Here is a 17,555-nt window from a genome sequence, read left to right on the forward strand (position 1 = left end):
CTTCCTGAAAAACAAAAGCCACAGGTGTTTTGTGCCAAAAAACTACCTGTGGCTAAAGTTTTTGAACCTGAACTTTTTATGATAGAGTTTCGTCTCTGAGTTTTCTCACTTCTTCAATTGTAAGTCCTGTCACCTTTGCTATAAAGATGTCCTCTGCCCCTTCTTTTATCATGTTCCTTGCTATTTCTATTCTTGTTTTAATAACGCCTTCGTTGTACTTTTTCATCTGTGCTTCATCCAGTAGTTTTGCAACATTAGATACAAACTCACCCATTTTCGCCACTCCCCCCTGCTTTAGCTCCTGGTCAAGCTTATCATACTTCTCCCTTTCCTCTTTTGGAAACCTCGGACGTATTACATTTCCCGCCCATGTTAAAAACCTCTCCATATTGGTTTGACTGAAGTTTTGCAGTTTTGGTACAAGCTCTTTTAGCCTCTCAATTAACTTTTCTGTATCATCTCGCACTTGTTCTAAGTAGAACACTACCGGGCTCAAGACATCCTCTTCCTCTTGCAACAGAGCCTTTGCATCTAATTTTGAAATGTTTACAAGAGCGTACCTGAAAATATCGTCTTTGAAAATATCAAATTCGCTGATTATTTCCTGTGGTATATCCCAGTCCTTATCAAGACCGTTGTATGTTACTATTGGAATTATCGCCGGAAGTTTCTTTACACCTTCTCTGATTTTCTTTGCCCATAGCAAAATCATGTACTCCAAAAGTCTTTTTGGCATATTCCCATCGACTCTCGATTGATTTTCGATGATAATGTAGAAGTATACTTCCCTGTCTTTTAGTTTTGCTTTTGCTATGACGTCTGCTCTTCTTTGCAGAAAGTCTTCATCTACAAATTCTTTGTTCGCAAGTTCTATTGAGTCTTCTTGAATATCTTTTGCCCAGCTGTAGCCTATTACGTCCCTGACAAGGAAAAGGATATCTTTTGCATTTTCAAACAAAAACTTAAAAGTTGAATCATGCTCCTGTGGTGGCAAACTATCACGCATCAGCAAACTCCCCCTCTTTTAGCAAACTTCCAGCAGGGGGAGGAGAGTTTTAGTTCCTTTCACTTCTATTATACCACACAAAAAACAAAAACCACAGCAAAAAGCTGTGGTACTTTCTATTTTTACATTTCTGTAGACACATTCTTCCCGTAGTTTTCCTACATTGCTTTATTATACACTCAATTTACAGGTTTTGCAATACATATTTCAGCGGATTGCTTTTCCGAACTCAAGCTCTATAATTTTCCCTTCTCTGTTCAAAAGTCGCATTAAGAATTCTCTGCCTTTTGGGTTAACGAGTGTCTGGACACCGGCAGTACCGTTTTTTGTCCACTCTTTGAGCTCAAAGTATTCCTTGTATTCCGCATAGGGTCTGAGATTTCCTTTTGCGTCTCTGTAGAGAATTTTCTTCTGGAGCAGAAGGTTGATTAGTTTTCTTTCTGGGATATTTAGTTCTTTGGCTGTGTCCCTGAAATTTGTAAGCAGGTTTCTGTCTACCAGTTTGTCATAGTATTCTGCTTTTGGTTCAAGTTCCTTGATTTTTTGTTCCTGCTCCTGTATAATCTTGTTAGCTTCTAAGACTGCCAGAGCCAATAGATGCTTTGGGTCTTTTGCGTATACACCAGTCTTTCTTATTGAAGGTAACACTTCTTGTGTTACCCATTTTCTAAATTTCCTTGCCCCGGATGCACGACTTTCCAATATCAGGTCATACAATCCATCTTCAGTAATGTATAATTGTTCAAAATCGAGTGCAGTAGTAAGTTCAACCTTGGTGTCACTTAGTGAAACCACAGGAATTTCAAGACTTTGAATAATATCAATCAATTTGTTCTTTCTTAAAAACAATTGCCCTCTATCATTTTTTACTGTATACCCCAAACTCCAGCCGACATCATGAAGATTGAAAAGAACAGTGCCATCGTCCTTGACAATAACTCTCAATTTTCCAAACTCATGGTTTTCGAAAATAGACAGCTGATTTTCCTGCATGGCTCTTCTCTCCTTTCTCCTGTTTTTGCAAATAACTTTTCTGTTATATGGTTATACCACGATTTTCAAAAATTCGACATAAAAAAAGCAGGTTTTTAGAACCCCTGCAAATGTGCGTATTTTCCTGGATTTTAAACTACTGGGCAAGCTGTGTTTGGGCTTTTGGACTGGCTTTTTTGTTGACCTTCTCCAAAAACACTGCCATACTCCTTTGTAATCGTTTACAGACCTTTTCCCTGCCTTTTTGCCTGTTTTGACCCCAGTAGCCACAGCAAAAGCCCTTTTCAGGCTCAGGGTAGTCCTGCGAGTTCAGTATTTCCAAGACTTTTGAGATACTACCAGAACTCCAAAAGAGCTTTCAAGCAAGCCCCAAGCGTGCTGTAAATTGTCGCCTGCTCACTTTCTTATCTGAAAGCGTTTCCAAAGTGTTTCTATGCGGTATTTGTAGCTGTAGAGTCTTTTTCCCAGCTCAAAAGCTCTTTTCAGGTTCGCCTGCTGTGGCAAAATGCAGATACCACAGGGGTTCTGGGGTTTGTCCTGTGTCTGCTCCGGGCTTTGAATTCAACTTTTTCGTGGAAACACAGTCGAGGAACATTTCCATCAAGGTGGGACAATTCGATAGCGAACATCTGTCCAATATGTTTGCATTTCGGTTTGCTACTCAAGTTGGCAGTTTATAACGTCGTTATAATTTTTTATAACGGAGTTGTTTTGAAGTTTTATAACGGACTTTATGAAGACCGTTATAACATCTTCTGGAAGGCAATTATTTGAAGTTCAATGATAAAAGCCCCGGCAGGGACAAACCCACCGGGACCTTTCTTATTGAACTAAAGCCCTGAGTAATCCTCAGGGCTTTATGGTTATTGTTGCTGTTCTTGCATTTTTCTTCGGTTTTCCATGACTATCTCTCGCACTGATTTGTAGTTCGAGTTCTTTTCTCTTTCTTCGTATACGTCAATTACAGCATCGCATGGGAAGTAAAATGTTACTACATATTCATCTTCAGAGATTCTTTTGACTATTGCTGTCTTGCCGTCGCCGACAAATGCTTCATGGTCGTTTATAGCTATTTCATATTCTTGAAGGCATTCAAGCACGAATTGACGAATTTCTTCTTGAGTGGGCATGTCTTCAATATCTTTATATTTTTCAGGGTCAAAATCTTTTGAAAACGTGATTCTGGGTTCTTTATTCATCTATCATCTCTCCTTTTCATTTTTTTTTCGTAGAGAAAGCAAAAGGGCAGGGTATGCTTGCTTTCTCTACCACCAATCCTGCCCTTTTGCCTATTTACTTTTCCTCATCTTCCCAGACGTCTATTACCTCGGTGCCTTTCTTGGGTTTTGCTACTTTGTCCAGTAGTGTGATTATTTCTAAACTAATCCACTGTCCGCCTGCTACAACCCTGACAAGCACTGACTTGCCTCTGGTATGGTTCCTGACCCAGCACCTTGTTCCGCTTTTGAAATCTGAAAGTTCTGTAGCAAGCGCCAGAGTCGCTGTTACATCTTCTACCGTAAATAGCCGTTCTACTTCTCTTTTTGTGGAGTGCTTTGACCAATCTAAATAGCACTCTACACCATCAATAATAATTTCGTCCGGGTGATATAACATCTCCAAACTCCCCCTGACCGCAAACTTTGTTTGGTGAACTGCCAATGCGGTAGGGGGAGTTTGCAACGCAACAGGGGGAGTGGAGACGTTGCTTGCTATTATTATTTATACCACGCTTTTTTAAAAACTACCCAGAAATTTTTCTGTTGAAAAACACAAAAGCCCCAGCTGCTTATCCAACCAGGGCAAACTTACATTTGCTAACATTTATTTTTACATTTTTGTAGACGCATTTTAATGCTACTGGTGCTAACAATTGCAAGGTTATTATACAACATCAAGAAACCAACTGCAAGCGTATCTTGCAAACCAAAAGGCAGGGCTTTGAACCTTGCCATCTATTAATTCATTTTTACTTGCTATTATTAACCCATGGCTAGTAATTTGGTTCAATTTCTATATTCTCTATTTCTTTTAACATTCTTAATATATCTTTCTTTAGATTCTCGATTTTATTATGCTTCTCAACTATTTCGTTCTGTTTTTCAATATCAAATTCTCCATTTTCTTTTACAGGAATTTCAATTTCTATTTTTTTTACTTTCTCTTTAGCTGCTGTTTTGCTCCACGATAATCCTAAGCTAAGTAACTTTTTTTCAAGTACAATTCTCACATATTCAAGATTTATAACATCCTTATATTTTTCTTTTAAGATCATTGGTCTATGGTGATCATTCGTGGTAAATTTGTGTTTGTGCCAAAATACATAACCAACAGAACCTTCTCTGTTCCATGCTAAACAATTTTCAAAATATTTAACTCCTGGAAGATTATCTTTAATATAACCAATGGGAGTTTCTGTTTTTTTACCTCCATATACTGGTATGTTACCTGGATTGTTTAATATAAATTTTTCTGTAACTCCCTTTATAGCCGGAAAATCAAATAACTTATCTAAACTTATAACTGCATAATTAATATTAAGTGCTTTTTCTTTAAAATCCTTTCTAAAGAAAAAATCATCTCTTAATTGTGTATCTAAATAATCTCTCATGTTTTTTAGTATATTGTAAAAGTCTTCTGCAGATATTTCTTCTTTTTCTTCAATTATTCCTAATTTTTGTTTTTCATCTTCTGTCCAAAACTTATCTACCATCCAGTGTGTTAGTTTATCAAATTCTTCAAAATTCATCACTTTGCATCTCAAGTTATCTGGTGGTTCTAAGTTAACTTTAAAATAGTTGAACAATTTAACTGCTTCTTCTAAATCATTTTGGTCTATTTTAAATCTTTTTGAGTCCCTGGTTTCGCCTATCTCGCTTACCAAATATAAAAATACAGGTTTCTGTTGGATTTTGTTTTCATCATATTTCTTTTCTAAAATTAAAATATACGTTTTTTTGGGGGTTGCATAAAAAGTCCTAGGCGGAAGTGAGATTATTCCTTCTACTATACATTTCTTCTTTATGTAGTCTAACATGTTTTTCTGCATTAATAAACCATCAGGTACAATAACTAAAGCCTGCCCACCTTTTTTGAGACTTTTGATTATCCACTCTATTGCAAGGGCTTCTGTTCCTCTGCCATTAGCAGTGTAATAATCATCCATGTTTTCTCGTTTAATAATCTCTTTTATACTACTCACACCACTTGTAACATAAGGTGGATTAGTGAGTATTAGATCATATTTTTCTTCTTCCCTTAACCCAAAGGTTCCTAAGTTTGTCCTTAACAATTTAAAAACTTTGTTGAATGCATTTTTGGCAAACTCCTCAAGGTAAGTTTTAGAATGGTATTTGGCTAAGAAATCAGAAAGATAAATGAGCATATTTGCTTTTGCTAGTATAATAGTCCTCTCATCCTCTTTCTCATCAGTCCCCTTATCATAACCTACAAGTGTTATTTGAGGGTCTATTTTGCCATTCTTAGGTTCAAATTCTCTCCATATATTTTCGTTAATTAATATTGTTTCCAGTATAAAGCCTCCTACTCCGCAAAATGGGTCACATATGCTGGTTCCTGGCGGTAGCATATTTGCTTTAGACATTTTTACCATTGCCCGTACAACATTTCGTGGAGTAAAATATTGCCCTAAACTTTTAATACCCGCACTTTGCCTTAAAAATGTTTCATATAATCGTGTTTTAAACTCTTTACTTACATACTTTAGTGAACCATATTCATCTTCAAACTTTTTAAAACTTTCCAATACTTGCCCAAACAATTCTGCTTGCTGCAAGTTTGCTTCACCCTCTTCGTTTACAAAGATAGTACCGTTAATTATTGTAGTACCATCTTCCCCAGGAGGGAACATTTCCTTAATAGCCTTCCTGCATACAGTGGCATAATACTTAAGGGCTTCTTTAGGCGATTCTTCTACTTTTTTCTGATAGACTTTGTCAAATCCGTTGTCCCCTGTCAAAACTCCTATATCGCTAAGGAACTTAAATACAAAGATTTCCACCACATTATAAAGACATTTCTCAGGTTCTTTGCCGGTATTTATCCATATCTTTTGCCAAACTTCTTTGGCAAGAGGGGTGGGGTCAATAATGCTAGGAGTCTTTAATACATTGTTTGTTTCAGTGATAGAATAATCAATCTCATCTAATAAATTTTCAAGTTCAATTATTTCTTCCTGGGTTAAGGTACCTGCTATAATCTTTTGAGCATCGAACACATAACTAATTTCCTCTTCTACTTCCTCTTTTCGTCCATTTATTTCTATTTCCCTTTTTCTCTTAATCCTTTCTCCATTCAAAGCATTAATCCAATAACTCTTTGTTCCGTCACTAACAATCAGCAATTTACATAAACACCGAGCAACTTCTATTTCTTGCTCTATAGCTTCTTTTATCTTACTCTCTGTTGATAGTTCACCCGGAGCTTTGTATTCAATAACAGCTTTAACAATACCCCCCGGAAGAACAATTATTCCGTCAGGCTTTTTATCCTCTATTTTCCTGTTTACCTTTTTTATAATCTTTTCTTTTTTTAGTTGCCTCAAAGTGGTTTGCCCTAATTTATAGTATTGGTATCTTCCAAGTGGAAATGGAATAATTTGTTTTAATTCTTCACTCATCTTATTCCTCCCCTCATAAAAATACTACTATGTTTCTCTAATTTTATTTTGGTTTACTTACTCAGTCTTTTCGCTATTTGCGTGAACTACCCACGACTGAAGTCGCAGGCTTCCTGCTTCATCGACCGGACTTGCTGCTGGGGAATACCCCGGCAGTAGAGGTCCAGGTCTCCACAGGCATTGCCTTTTATCGGCTCGGGTCGTCCCAACCCTACTACATCGCCTATACACTTACTACCATTCCTAACTGGAGTAATCCCTGTTTCAGAATGTTTCTGGCTGCGTTCTCATCCCTGTCATGTTTCTGCCCACAACATGGACATTGCCATGTCCTTATTTTTAAGTCCTTTAGCTCTTCATTCCTATATCCACACCTACTGCAAATCTGGGATGATGGAAAACTTGATGGTATCTTCAGAAATATCCTGTTATACCATTTAGATTTGTATTCCAGCATCTCTACAAACTTTGACCATGATACATCCATAATACTTTTTGCCAGATGATGATTCCTCACAAGGTTTTTTACTTTTAAGTCTTCACAGATTATCGCTTGGTTTTCGCAAATAACCCGTGAAGACCATTTGTGTAAAAAGTCCATCCTGATATTTGTCACCTTTTCATACAGTTTTGCAAGTTTTCTTCTTGTTTTCTCAAAATTTTTGCTACCTGGCTTTTTCCTTGAAAGTTCTCTCTGTACTTTTTTTATTCTCCTTTCGTACTTCGTAAGAATCTTGGGATTTTCAACGTGTCTGCTATTGCTGTCCACAAAGAAGTCTTTGACTCCAAGATCCAGAGCAGTTGCAAAGTTTGCAGGTGTTTCCTTTATCTTCGGATTGTCTATTTTGTCTTGCTCTACTGTTATTGATACATAGTACTTCCCACTTGGCAATAGCTTTACAGTTGCTGTTTTGATTTTACCATTAAAAGTTCTGTGGATTCTTGCTTTTACCCAGCCAAGTTTCGGCAATTTTATCCTGCCCCAGCAGCGATTAAGATTAATATCAGTAGCTAATTTTCCAAAGTCCACCTGAATATTGTTATTTGTGAAGTTTGTTGTGTATGAAAAGTGATGTGATTTCTTTCTTTTGAATTTTGGATGTTTGGTTTGCTTTTTGAAAAATTTTTTGTATGTGTTGTCAAGGTTTATCAAAGCATTCTCAAGAGCAAACTTATCCACTTCCCTGAGCCATGGAAATTGTTTCTTCAGAACATTGTTCAGATGTTTTCGACATTCTGATTCAGTAGTTGAAAGACCTTCTTCTCTGTATCTTTTTTCTCTCCATGCAAGAAAAAAGTTCCATACGAATCTCACACACCCGAACGTCTTTGCAAGCTGTATTTGCTGTTCCTTGTTTGGGTATATCCTGTATTTGTATGTAACAACCATGTTAACTCTTCTCCTTCTGAGAGTTGATATACTCCTTGATTTGTTCTTCAGTGTTTTCGCTCACAGTTGCCACAAAATATGACGGATTCCATAAGTGCCCACCCCAAAGTTTTGTTTTAAGCTCAGGAAAAGCTTGAAATAATCTTCTGGCACTAACACCTTTCAGAGCTTTTATTAAATCAGGTATATAATGCTGGGGTGAACAATCTATTAAAAGATGGACATGGTCCTGATTTGTTTCCATTGCTATTATTTCGAAACCCTGTTCTTTTGCTATCTCAAAAAGTATTTCTTTTAATTTTGTATCTATTTCTCCCTGCAGAACTTTGTGTCTGTATTTCACACACCAGACCACATGATACTGCAGTGAATAAATGTATCCTCTTCCGTGATGAACTTGTGCCACTTTTATCATCTCCCCTTGCATATATTATATCATATGCAAAGGGAAGATTGAAATATTTTTGACTTTTTATTTACTTTATTGATAACATAATGATAACACCATTACTCATGTCTAAAGACACGAGAGTGCAGGTGCAGATTCTTCAACAGTTTCAAATCATCCACCTGCAGATTTTGAGCCAGCAGTAGCAACTCTTTTATATCATCGGTGGCAGGTTCTTTGTTTGCATCTACTGGAGTCTGCAATTTGCCTTTTGTATCTTGCTTTTCTGTAGAGCGCACATCAGTCCTGCACAGTAGATAATCTATGGTTACTCCAAAGAAGTCAGCAAGCTTATTTAAGGCTTCTGGGGTTGGTTCAGTATTCTTAATCCATACTTAAGATTTCTACATCAAGTCTCGAGAAATGTTTCTTATCAAAAGTGAATATCTTGTTGTTTCCTGACTTTGTTATGTGATGAGAAAGATACGCATCAATGAAATCAACGTTGCTTTCTTTGTAGCTTTTGAGTGCAAAAAGAACAACATCCCCTTCTTCTGCTTCAATACCATCAGAGCATATGAAAGCACTCAGAATATCAGCTATCTCCTTCCTTGGTATCTTATAAAACGACTCTAAAGTCCACACAACCTCTGCAATTGTGATTGGAGCAACAAGCAGTTTTAACTTTCCCTGTTCTGCCTCAAGCGTAATCTTTTGAGCCTTTTGAAAAAACTCCTGGTGGTCTTGCAAAAGAAATCGCAAAATAACATTTGCATCAATCCAAACCTTTTTCATTATTGTGTCCCCTTTACTCTTTTGTTCACCCATATTTCTTTTGTTGCGTTAGCTTCATGTTCCAAATCTGTGAACGCAACTGATGATTTCAAAGACCCACCAAGTTCTGATAGTTTTCTCTTCTTTATTACTTCAATTACAACTTTGCCGTCATCCTGCACAGTGAAAAGTACACTATCCCCTATTTCTCCTCCAATAACTTTCCTTATTTCAGCTGGTAATTGTACTTGACCCCTTCCTGTAATCTTCGACGTTGCCTGTATCATCTAAAACACCCCTCTGCCAATTGTTCTGAGTTTATTATAATCCATGAAGTTTAAAATTTCAATGAGTAGATACATTATTCAGTGAATACTGAAAAAATTAATAACTACAGGAAAAAGAATTTCAGTTCTCCTGCCGGACAAATGTCTTAGCGATATTGAGCAATATTTTAATTTTATCGCTGTCGAGAGTCTTTACAATGGAGAACAATTCAACAGCTTCTGGTGGCAAATCATCAAGAAATATAACTTTACTGGGCTGAAAAGTTTTTAAAAAGCTATCCAGTAACCTTATTTGTGTCGGACTTAATCTTACTACTGTGTTAATCAGGCTTTTGACTTCAGGTGGAATTTCAGGTTCTTTTTCAGCAAAAAAGTCAGCAAGGGTTATATTGAGTGCCTTACAGATATTCTCTAAAGTTGTAATAGTTGGCTGTTTTATTCCTCGCTCGATTTCCGACAAAGCAGATTGAGATACACCGGAAAGTTCTGACAGTTTGTATCTTGTCAGTCCATATTTCTCTCTTAATTCAGCTATTTTTTTTCCAATGTTCACTGGAGACTTACCTCCTTTTTGTTTCAGCTACATTTAGGTTACCACATTCGTGTTACGTTAATTAATCTATTTCGCAGACAATAAAAATTTTTCTATTGCAATAATTTCGCTTTAGTGATACAATTACTTAGTAGAGGTGAAGTAGATGATACCTGGAAAAAAAATCAAAGAACTAAGGAAGTTAAAAGGTTTTTCACAGAAAGAATTAGCAAAACTAACAGGTGTATCACAATCATACATTAGTGAGCTTGAAGCAGGAATAAAAACGAACCCGTCAATTAAAGTCATCAAAAGAATTGCTGAAGTATTAGAAATAGATATCTGTCAACTGGTTTATGAAAGGAAGTGAACAAATGGACATTCAAAGAGAAATAGAATTATTTGAAGAGTGGCTCAAAACTCATGCCCTTCCACCGCTAGCACAACTGTTGTGGTATAAGCTATTGATTTTAAGTCAACACGCCAGCAGCGATGGTTGGTTTTCGATAAGTAACCGGGAATTAATTCACACTGTCCAGATTTCTGAGAAAACATTGTTAGAAATGCGAAATAAGCTGAAAGAAGCAGGATTAATAGATTTTGTTATTGGTAGAAAAGGTGAACCTACTCGATACAGGCTTAATTCATTTATTAACTGCCATTTAAATGAATCACAGCCAAAAGATTCACTGGATATTTCCAGTGGAAATTTACAGTGGAAAAATACAGTGGAAAATTCCAGTGTAAGTTTACAGGGGAATTTTGCAGTGAAAAATTACATGGAATTATCTAACAAAAACTCAGAAAAAGCAGAAAAACAGGCTTCAGAGCAACTTGCCCCAAAGCCACAAAACCAAAGCCCGCAAAACGACAAAGATGTAAATATCAAAGATATTTACATCTTTGATATCAACAACAATAATACTAACACTCTAAATGATAATCAAGATAATTTAGAGATTTTAAAAGATAATAAGTTAACTAACGTTAACACAGAAGCGGGCTTAAAGGAACAGGAAACTACTGGTAAAGGTGATAATGAATCATTCCCAGAAGTTACTGACAGGCAGTTAATAGTTGAGCTTGTCAGGCAATTTGAGCAGATTATTGGCAAGCATGACAACAAGCATTTCCCATTGATTGGGAAACTCTACAATGATTATGGCTATGCTGAAGTTTTGTGGGCTTTGGACAGGCTTGAATGGGCACTTAAAAACAAAAAAGTTGAGAAACCTAAAGGGTATTTAATCAATGTTTTGAAAAACAGCAACGATAAGAAAAAGGAGAGTGAGGCGGATGGAAAGCGTAAGAAAGATAACAGAAAATATGGTGAGCTTCCACCAGATGACCCGTACTCAATCATCAAACCAATCAGGCTTGGGAAACAGCCAGATCCTGATGTCGACCCGTATGCATCACTCCCCGTTATTCGACTTGGACCAAGCAGTACAGCGTGAAGAAGTATGTCCTGTATGTGGCAGCAAGCTCTGGACTGAAGTTGAGATATTCGGGGTAGTGAGAAAACTTCCGTGTGCATGTGAATGCCAGAAGCAGGAATACAGAAGGCAACAGCAGCTTCAGGAAGCAAGAGAAAAAGCTCTGAGGCTTGAGAGATTGAGAAATTTTTCGCTCATGGACAAAAAGTTTGAGTCGTGTACTTTTGAAAATTTCAAGATAGACTCTGAAAATGAGCGGTTTTATCGTCTTGCCAGAAACTACTGCCAGCAGTTTGAAGAGATGAAAAAGCAAAACGTTGGGCTTTTGTTTTATGGACCACCGGGAACGGGAAAGACATTTCTTGCGTTTTGTATTGCAAACCATCTCATTGAAAGGTTCTACCCTGTTATTGCAGTATCCACGATAGGTTTTCTTGCAAAGCTCAAACAGCTATATTCACTATCAACCGGTGAGATGGAGATTGAAGTTTTGAACAATTTTAAAAACGCTGATTTGATAGTTTTAGATGACTTAGGTGCTGAGAGTTCTACTGGCTGGGCTGTGGAAAAGTTGTACATGCTTGTGGATATGCGTTATCGTGATGAAAAGCCGCTGATTGTAACCACAAACTATGGTCTTGAAGAACTGAAAGAAAAGCTTGGAATTCGCATTTTTGACAGACTTATAGAGATGTGCTGTCCTGTAGAGATTGGAGGCACATCCAGAAGGCTCAAATCTGCTTATCAAAAGGCTCAAGTTGTGAATAAACTTCTGGGAGAGTGATAGACAATGTCAAGGCAAACAGTAGAAGAACTTTTTGAAAATCTTTTTGAAAATTTGTTTTGTGATTTGGAGAGTGGTCTTTATGATTTTAAAACTTGAAGATGTAAGGAGTTATAAGGAAATGGAGTTTAATGTTGAATGTGACAGGGACATAATCAAGAATCTGTGTGAAACAGCAGAGTATCTTTACGGCATAGTCCTGGAAACACAGGAACTAAAACTGATCAGAGATATTTTGTATGGTGTTTCTGTGGAACAGCGCAATTTGAAAGACACACTCAAGAAGGAAGCATCTAAATTGCTAAGAAAAGGTCTGAAAGAAGCAGCAAACTATGCAGATACGATGGCTTTTATTGTGGATTTAAAACTTTGTGAGATTGAAAAATTAATTGCTAAAATTGAAGAAATTCTTGTAAAGGAGCGTGGTGAATAATGCCATACGTTTATTTCAAGGTAAGCGAGCAGGCAAAATGGGGTGTTGATGAGAACGGTAATTATGTGCCGGTGTATTCAAAAATTAACCAGTCTGTTGACACACCCGAAAAGGTAGAAGCTCTGCGTGTGCTGCTGGCAAATGTCATGCGCATTAAAAAAGAATACATCACTGTGATTGACAGAGAAGAATACATGCAGAACGTTGATGACGATGAAGATTTGAGAGATGAGGAGTGTGATGAGTAATGCCGAAACAAATAATAGAAGAGCTTGTGGAAAACCTGATTTATGATGCAGTTATTGAGCACAGAGAGGAACTTGAGAACAATCAGGAATGGTGCAGGACAAAAGAAGAGTTTGAGAGTCTTATCAGGGAGATAAAGGAAAACATTGATCCTTTGACTTCAACTGTTGAAGCTGGTGAAAGGATGCGTGAACTTATCAATCAGCTGTTGGATAGGCACATATACCTTGTTAATCTTGCGGAACTCAATAGCTACAGGAATGGTTTTCATGATGGTACAAGGTTAATTTTGAAGATTCTGAGTGGTGATATTTTTACCACTTGAGAAAAGAGTTGGAAAAGATGAATTTTGATTCGATATTGGAATTCACAACTACAGTTTTTGGGTTGCGTTTTATACCATGACATTGAACAAAATCACGCATACATTGTCTGCAGGGATACCCGGGAAGTTGCAGGGTTGTTAATGACCGTTGTCCCATCTTATCACATAATAGGTGATTAATAACTACTGGGGGATGTTGATATGAGCGAAACAAGGTTTTGCTGTCACTGTGCTGGTGAGTTGAGAAAGGAAAGTACAACAGTTGGATTTGGTTTTTACAATGTACCTATCTGGATGAAAAATGTGAAGGTTGATGTTTGCAGCAACTGCAAAGTACGGCATTTTGACGTTGCTTTATTAGACCTGATTGTAAAGTTAGCCAGAGAACTGCGTCAGGTCAATGATGAGCTGGGACTCAAAGTTAAAAAGGTTGAGATTGAATTTGAGATGGAAAAGGAGGAGAATAAAGATGTTTATCAAAAAGTTGAATGATGATGTTCTTAGAATTATTGGACAGTTGTACTCAATTGTTGCAGACGATTATGCAGATAAGGTATACAAGGAAGTTAAGGGGATTAAAATTCTTGCCTATAAAGTGGAAGGTGATACAAATCTGGTAAGAATTGATATCAAGAAAGTAGAAGGCGAAATAAATGGAGAGAGTTGTCAGGAAACAAAGCAGGGGGAGGTGAGGGAAGAATGAAAGATTTTTGTTTGCCGTATACTGCAGCAAAGGAAAGAAAACAGGAATACTCAAAAAGGATGATTAAGAAAAAGTTTTTAGCAGCATGTCTTCTGAAAAGGAGAATGCGAAGAACTGAAAGCTATGGTTCTGGGAGATGATAAAAATGGAAGGAGTTATCAGGAAACAACTGCTGTACAGAACCGGTGTTGAATACGGCGACTATGCCCTGAACCATGTCCTTGGCTGTGCTCACGGTTGCAAATATCCCTGCTATGCATTTTTGATGAACAGGCGCTTTAGAAACATTAGCTATGATGATTGGATAAAACCAAAACTGGTAGACAACACGATTGAACTCTTGGAGAAGGAGTTGCCAAAACTCAGGGGAAAAGCCAAGTACATCAACATGTGTTTTGCAACAGATCCTTTTATGTACAATCAGCCAGAAGTTATAAAACTCTCCTGCGATGTGATTGCACTCATCAACTCTTTTGGTATTCCTGTGCGGACATTAACCAAAGGCGTATATACATTGGTTGTAGCGAAAGTTTCGAATCATCCGGAGAACAGTTTTGGGGTAACACTTGTATCGTTGTCAGAGGAATTCAGAAGAAAGTATGAACCGAACGCAGCACCTGTTAGCGAAAGGATTAAAAGTCTTTTTGCAATGCACAAATGTGGTATCAGAACATGGGTTAGTATCGAGCCTTATCCCACGCCAGATATCATAGCACAGGACATAGATGAGCTCCTTGAAAGTGTCAGTTTTGTCGACAGGATAGTGTTTGGACGGTGGAATTATGGAAAACTCAACTATCCAGACCCGGACCGGTTTTATCGTGAGATGGCTTTTAAAGTGCTTGAGTTTGGGAAGAAGGAAGGGATAGAAGTAGTGATTAAGAAAGAAGTCAGGATTTCAGGATAAAAGAAAAGGCAGGGTTTTGTACCCTGCCTTTTAGCTGTTGAGAAGTGCTTTTTGAATTTCGTGGAAAGCCTGGTCTGCTGCTTCTGGAGTCGAAAAGTCAAAAGTAAAACCGGTACCGTCTCTAAACTCTACTTCTATTTTGTTACTGTTTGCTACTTTGTATATCTGGAATATTTCTTCTGGTCGGAAGATCCATTTATGTGTACCGCCCTCGCTGCTTGGCAACTCGACATACTTAAACATATTACCACCTGCCTTACTGCAAACTAGGACATGGGGTTACTTGAAGACAAGTATGATTGTCACAAATATTGCAGTCAGTCCAACCATTAAGCCAAGGGTCTGCCATTTGGTACTTCTCAGTTCTTTTGCAATATCCAGCTTAAAATTGGCCAATTCGGTGAGCGTCGATGTCTTGAAAGCGACAAGTTCATCTTTTACTTCTCTGACTTCTTTTCCCAACATATCAGACATGGCAAACCCTCTCCCTTCCCGCAAACTTTTCTTTGCAAACTGCCAGAGAAGGGGAGAGAATACTACTTCCGAGGGTATACCAGCTTTCCCTGGCAATCGTACACATAAACTGCTATAATATCAACATGTTCCTTAAGTTCAGGAAACCTTATAGCTGTTTCCAGATCGTTGTAGGTTCCTGCCTGAATTGGACCGTAGTACCCATCGGAAGTGTACCCCACGACAATTGTTTTGTACATCTTCATCATCCTCCCTGCAAACTTTTTTCGGCAAACTGCCAAGAGGGAGGAGGACTATCTCACAGGACGAAGCACACCGTAGTATACTGTCTGTCCCTTCTCGTTTAAGATGCGGTATCCAATGTAGCTGCCGGGAACATAAGAAAATCTCTCAATCAACTCTACTGGCTCGATGTTCCAGTTTTCGGGAATTCTCCAGTGGCTTCTGAGCCACTCAATCCTGCGAGTGTCCTCCTCAGTTCTTCTTCTCGGGTACCAGTCGTACTCGTATGGATAACCCCTGTGCATTTTTCTCTCTCCTTTCTGCAAACTTTGTTTTGCTAACTTCCAAGGCAAGGGTCTAAACCCTTGCCAGTAGCTTTTGCCTGAGAAAGGTGAGAAAGGCTGGTGTAACTCGTTTTTCTTTTACAGTACAGTAGTGGTTTTTGTAGTATAGTAAGGCTACTGCTTGTAAAAGTTCTTCAGTTATTTCAAACATGTAAATCGAATCTTGAACTGCAATAACTATTGAGCCAAGTTTTGCTGCCATCGCCAGTATTTCATAAAGAGGTTTGTGTGTCTTGTATGTCACTTCAGTGTCGTCTAAAATAATTACTGCTCTGCTGTACTTTTCAAGTATATCTCTAAATCTAGAATCCATGCCAACTACCTCCCGCAAACTTTGTATTTGGCTAACTGCCATGGCAAGGGACTAAGCCCTTGCAACGTTTCTGTAGTATGGATTTTCTACGACCAGAAAATTACCGCCAAGTCCTCGGCAGAGTGTTGTCTGGTCAAGTTTTTCAGCAGGTATCCAGCAGGTCCTTCCCGGTACTATTTGTTCGTAGTCATACAAGGATTTGAACAGTTCCTTGCCGGCAGCATTGTCTGCAATTACTGATAAATCGAAGAGCATGATGTAACGTGTATTACTATGTTCTCTCAAGTAGTTGCACACAGCCTCTCTTGCTATTTGTATTTTTGATTTTCTTGCCATGCAAACTACCTCCCCTTGCAAACTTTATTTTGCCAACTTCCATGGCAAGGGGTTAAACCCTTGCCAGATGCAGGAGATTCCTGAAAATATTTGATACTCTACTCCTCCTGCGTTGTGGAATGGGCAGGGCAAGCGGGAATACCAGTTTCTTCCCAATTTTTTTGAAAAGAAGACTGTTTGCAAGCATGGTATCTACCAATGCCTTTTCAAAAGGAGTAATAATGAATGTGGGTTCTTTCAAAGTGTATACTTTGACATCATCTTCACCCCAACCGTCACGGTTTCTTGGGATATAACGAATCTGGTCGTATCGCTGTATGATAGCTATTATCTGTTCTCGTATGTTGTCAGGTAATATAGCTAGTGCTGTAATTATCCTGCCGAAATCTAATCGTTCTACTTCCCATGGTAAATTTTCTACGCCACCTACAATGTTGCTTAATATATCTCTGTACAAGAATGCACAATCCAGAAGTTTTTTTACGCTACCATCTTTGAATACAAGAAAGACTTCTTTTTCGTAGTATGGAGAGCTTGTTTCAAGGTGGTACTGAATTCTTTTAGCATCCCAGTCAATCTTTACCCTGCCCTTTCTGCTGTACTTTTTAAGTATATCCCTAAATCTGGAATCCATGGCTAACTACCCCCTTACTGCAAACTTTGTTTTGCAAACCGCCAAAAAAAGGGGGCAATAAAAACGAAAAGCCCTGAGAAGGAAGCTTCAGCTTCCCAGCTCAGGGCTAACTTTCTTTGGCAAACTTTGATATTCTCTTTCTGATTTTATTATACCACAAAAACTTTTGTTTGCAACAACTTTTTTTCTGCTGGGCAGGAAAACTGCTTTGGGCTTTCGAGCAGGCTTTTTTTCAGGTTTCAGTACTGCAAAAGTCCAAAACCTGCTTTGTGATTGCCTTCTAATAGTGAACTACCATCCACCTGAAGAGGTGGAGACTTCCTGTCTCATCGACCAGACTTGCTACCGGAGGATAAATCCCTGGTAGTAGAGGTCCAATCTCCACAGGC

At 38.1% G+C, this 17,555-nt stretch carries 27 protein-coding genes; 10 read left to right on the plus strand and 17 right to left on the minus strand.

Features of this window, described 5'->3' with window-relative positions; all coding sequences use genetic code 11:
- Positions 1–76: 76 nt before the first annotated feature.
- The 10 genes from ATHE_RS12480 to ATHE_RS12535 form a co-directional block, all read right to left on the minus strand.
- Positions 77–1,006: an Rpn family recombination-promoting nuclease/putative transposase gene (locus tag ATHE_RS12480; protein ID WP_015908792.1), complete on the minus strand. Its 930-nt coding sequence runs from the start codon at positions 1,004–1,006 to the stop codon at positions 77–79.
- 207 nt (positions 1,007–1,213) lie between these two features.
- Positions 1,214–1,999, minus strand: a complete 786-nt coding sequence (locus ATHE_RS12485; RefSeq protein ID WP_015908793.1) for a phage antirepressor Ant — start codon at positions 1,997–1,999, stop codon at positions 1,214–1,216.
- Between the two features lie 863 nt (positions 2,000–2,862).
- Entirely contained in the window at positions 2,863–3,198 is a 336-nt protein-coding gene (locus ATHE_RS12495) for a hypothetical protein (RefSeq protein WP_015908794.1), read from the minus strand.
- Positions 3,199–3,292: 94 nt separating this feature from the next.
- Entirely contained in the window at positions 3,293–3,616 is a 324-nt protein-coding gene (locus tag ATHE_RS12500) for a hypothetical protein (RefSeq protein WP_015908795.1), read from the minus strand.
- Positions 3,617–3,992: 376 nt separating this feature from the next.
- Positions 3,993–6,638, minus strand: coding sequence for an N-6 DNA methylase (locus tag ATHE_RS12505; RefSeq protein ID WP_015908796.1), 2,646 nt, complete (start codon positions 6,636–6,638; stop codon positions 3,993–3,995).
- Between the two features lie 223 nt (positions 6,639–6,861).
- Positions 6,862–8,028, minus strand: a complete 1,167-nt coding sequence (gene tnpB / locus ATHE_RS12510) for an IS200/IS605 family element RNA-guided endonuclease TnpB (RefSeq protein WP_015908797.1) — start codon at positions 8,026–8,028, stop codon at positions 6,862–6,864.
- A gap of 1 nt (position 8,029) precedes the next feature.
- A complete protein-coding gene (tnpA, locus tag ATHE_RS12515; protein WP_015908798.1) occupies positions 8,030–8,434 on the minus strand; it encodes an IS200/IS605 family transposase in 405 nt (134 codons plus the stop codon).
- Between the two features lie 366 nt (positions 8,435–8,800).
- Positions 8,801–9,211 (minus strand): PIN domain-containing protein, encoded by a 411-nt coding sequence (locus ATHE_RS12525; RefSeq protein WP_015908799.1) that lies wholly within the window; start codon positions 9,209–9,211, stop codon positions 8,801–8,803.
- Positions 9,211–9,477, minus strand: coding sequence for an AbrB/MazE/SpoVT family DNA-binding domain-containing protein (locus tag ATHE_RS12530; RefSeq protein ID WP_015908800.1), 267 nt, complete (start codon positions 9,475–9,477; stop codon positions 9,211–9,213). The genes ATHE_RS12525 and ATHE_RS12530 overlap by 1 nt, the downstream gene beginning before the upstream one ends.
- 121 nt (positions 9,478–9,598) lie before the next feature.
- Positions 9,599–10,030 carry a helix-turn-helix domain-containing protein gene (locus tag ATHE_RS12535; RefSeq protein WP_015908801.1) on the minus strand — a complete coding sequence of 144 codons (432 nt, stop codon included), beginning with the start codon at positions 10,028–10,030 and terminating at the stop codon, positions 9,599–9,601.
- Between the two features lie 145 nt (positions 10,031–10,175).
- Between ATHE_RS12535 and ATHE_RS12540 the strand changes: the two genes are divergently transcribed.
- From ATHE_RS12540 to ATHE_RS12580, 10 genes are all read left to right on the plus strand, one after another.
- Entirely contained in the window at positions 10,176–10,379 is a 204-nt protein-coding gene (locus tag ATHE_RS12540; RefSeq protein WP_015908802.1) for a helix-turn-helix domain-containing protein, read from the plus strand.
- A 4-nt stretch (positions 10,380–10,383) separates the two neighbouring features.
- The gene (locus ATHE_RS12545) at positions 10,384–11,466 is read left to right on the plus strand and encodes a hypothetical protein (protein WP_015908803.1); all 1,083 of its coding nucleotides are present in this window, start codon (positions 10,384–10,386) and stop codon (positions 11,464–11,466) included.
- A complete protein-coding gene (locus ATHE_RS12550) occupies positions 11,444–12,229 on the plus strand; it encodes an ATP-binding protein (RefSeq protein WP_015908804.1) in 786 nt (261 codons plus the stop codon). Before ATHE_RS12545 ends, ATHE_RS12550 begins: the two co-directional genes overlap by 23 nt.
- 82 nt (positions 12,230–12,311) lie before the next feature.
- Positions 12,312–12,662, plus strand: coding sequence for a hypothetical protein (locus ATHE_RS12555; RefSeq protein WP_015908805.1), 351 nt, complete (start codon positions 12,312–12,314; stop codon positions 12,660–12,662).
- A complete protein-coding gene (locus tag ATHE_RS12560) occupies positions 12,662–12,910 on the plus strand; it encodes a hypothetical protein (protein ID WP_015908806.1) in 249 nt (82 codons plus the stop codon). Before ATHE_RS12555 ends, ATHE_RS12560 begins: the two co-directional genes overlap by 1 nt.
- Positions 12,910–13,233, plus strand: coding sequence for a hypothetical protein (locus ATHE_RS12565; RefSeq protein WP_015908807.1), 324 nt, complete (start codon positions 12,910–12,912; stop codon positions 13,231–13,233). The genes ATHE_RS12560 and ATHE_RS12565 overlap by 1 nt, the downstream gene beginning before the upstream one ends.
- Before the next feature lie 201 nt (positions 13,234–13,434).
- The gene (locus ATHE_RS12570) at positions 13,435–13,725 is read left to right on the plus strand and encodes a hypothetical protein (protein ID WP_015908808.1); all 291 of its coding nucleotides are present in this window, start codon (positions 13,435–13,437) and stop codon (positions 13,723–13,725) included.
- The gene (locus ATHE_RS12575) at positions 13,703–13,936 is read left to right on the plus strand and encodes a hypothetical protein (RefSeq protein WP_015908809.1); all 234 of its coding nucleotides are present in this window, start codon (positions 13,703–13,705) and stop codon (positions 13,934–13,936) included. The genes ATHE_RS12570 and ATHE_RS12575 overlap by 23 nt, the downstream gene beginning before the upstream one ends.
- Complete coding sequence (locus ATHE_RS14825; protein ID WP_015908810.1) at positions 13,933–14,076, plus strand: hypothetical protein; 144 nt, start codon at positions 13,933–13,935, stop codon at positions 14,074–14,076. The genes ATHE_RS12575 and ATHE_RS14825 overlap by 4 nt, the downstream gene beginning before the upstream one ends.
- Positions 14,077–14,081: 5 nt before the next feature.
- Positions 14,082–14,843, plus strand: coding sequence for a radical SAM family protein (locus ATHE_RS12580; RefSeq protein ID WP_015908811.1), 762 nt, complete (start codon positions 14,082–14,084; stop codon positions 14,841–14,843).
- Positions 14,844–14,873: 30 nt separating this feature from the next.
- Here ATHE_RS12580 and ATHE_RS12585 read toward each other — a convergent pair whose 3' ends face one another.
- From ATHE_RS12585 to ATHE_RS12610, 7 genes are all read right to left on the minus strand, one after another.
- On the minus strand, positions 14,874–15,086 hold the full coding sequence (locus ATHE_RS12585; protein ID WP_015908812.1) for a hypothetical protein: 213 nt from the start codon (positions 15,084–15,086) through the stop codon (positions 14,874–14,876).
- Positions 15,087–15,122: 36 nt separating this feature from the next.
- Positions 15,123–15,317 carry a hypothetical protein gene (locus tag ATHE_RS12590; protein ID WP_015908813.1) on the minus strand — a complete coding sequence of 65 codons (195 nt, stop codon included), beginning with the start codon at positions 15,315–15,317 and terminating at the stop codon, positions 15,123–15,125.
- A gap of 62 nt (positions 15,318–15,379) precedes the next feature.
- Complete coding sequence (locus ATHE_RS14830) at positions 15,380–15,556, minus strand: hypothetical protein (protein WP_015908814.1); 177 nt, start codon at positions 15,554–15,556, stop codon at positions 15,380–15,382.
- A 54-nt stretch (positions 15,557–15,610) separates the two neighbouring features.
- A complete protein-coding gene (locus tag ATHE_RS12595; protein ID WP_015908815.1) occupies positions 15,611–15,844 on the minus strand; it encodes a hypothetical protein in 234 nt (77 codons plus the stop codon).
- A gap of 52 nt (positions 15,845–15,896) precedes the next feature.
- Entirely contained in the window at positions 15,897–16,196 is a 300-nt protein-coding gene (locus ATHE_RS12600) for a hypothetical protein (protein WP_015908816.1), read from the minus strand.
- Positions 16,197–16,247: 51 nt separating this feature from the next.
- Positions 16,248–16,532, minus strand: coding sequence for a hypothetical protein (locus tag ATHE_RS12605; protein ID WP_015908817.1), 285 nt, complete (start codon positions 16,530–16,532; stop codon positions 16,248–16,250).
- A gap of 52 nt (positions 16,533–16,584) precedes the next feature.
- Positions 16,585–17,166 (minus strand): hypothetical protein, encoded by a 582-nt coding sequence (locus ATHE_RS12610; protein WP_015908818.1) that lies wholly within the window; start codon positions 17,164–17,166, stop codon positions 16,585–16,587.
- Positions 17,167–17,555 lie beyond the last annotated feature (389 nt).

Source organism: Caldicellulosiruptor bescii DSM 6725 (assembly GCF_000022325.1).
GTDB lineage: Bacteria > Bacillota > Thermoanaerobacteria > Caldicellulosiruptorales > Caldicellulosiruptoraceae > Caldicellulosiruptor > Caldicellulosiruptor bescii.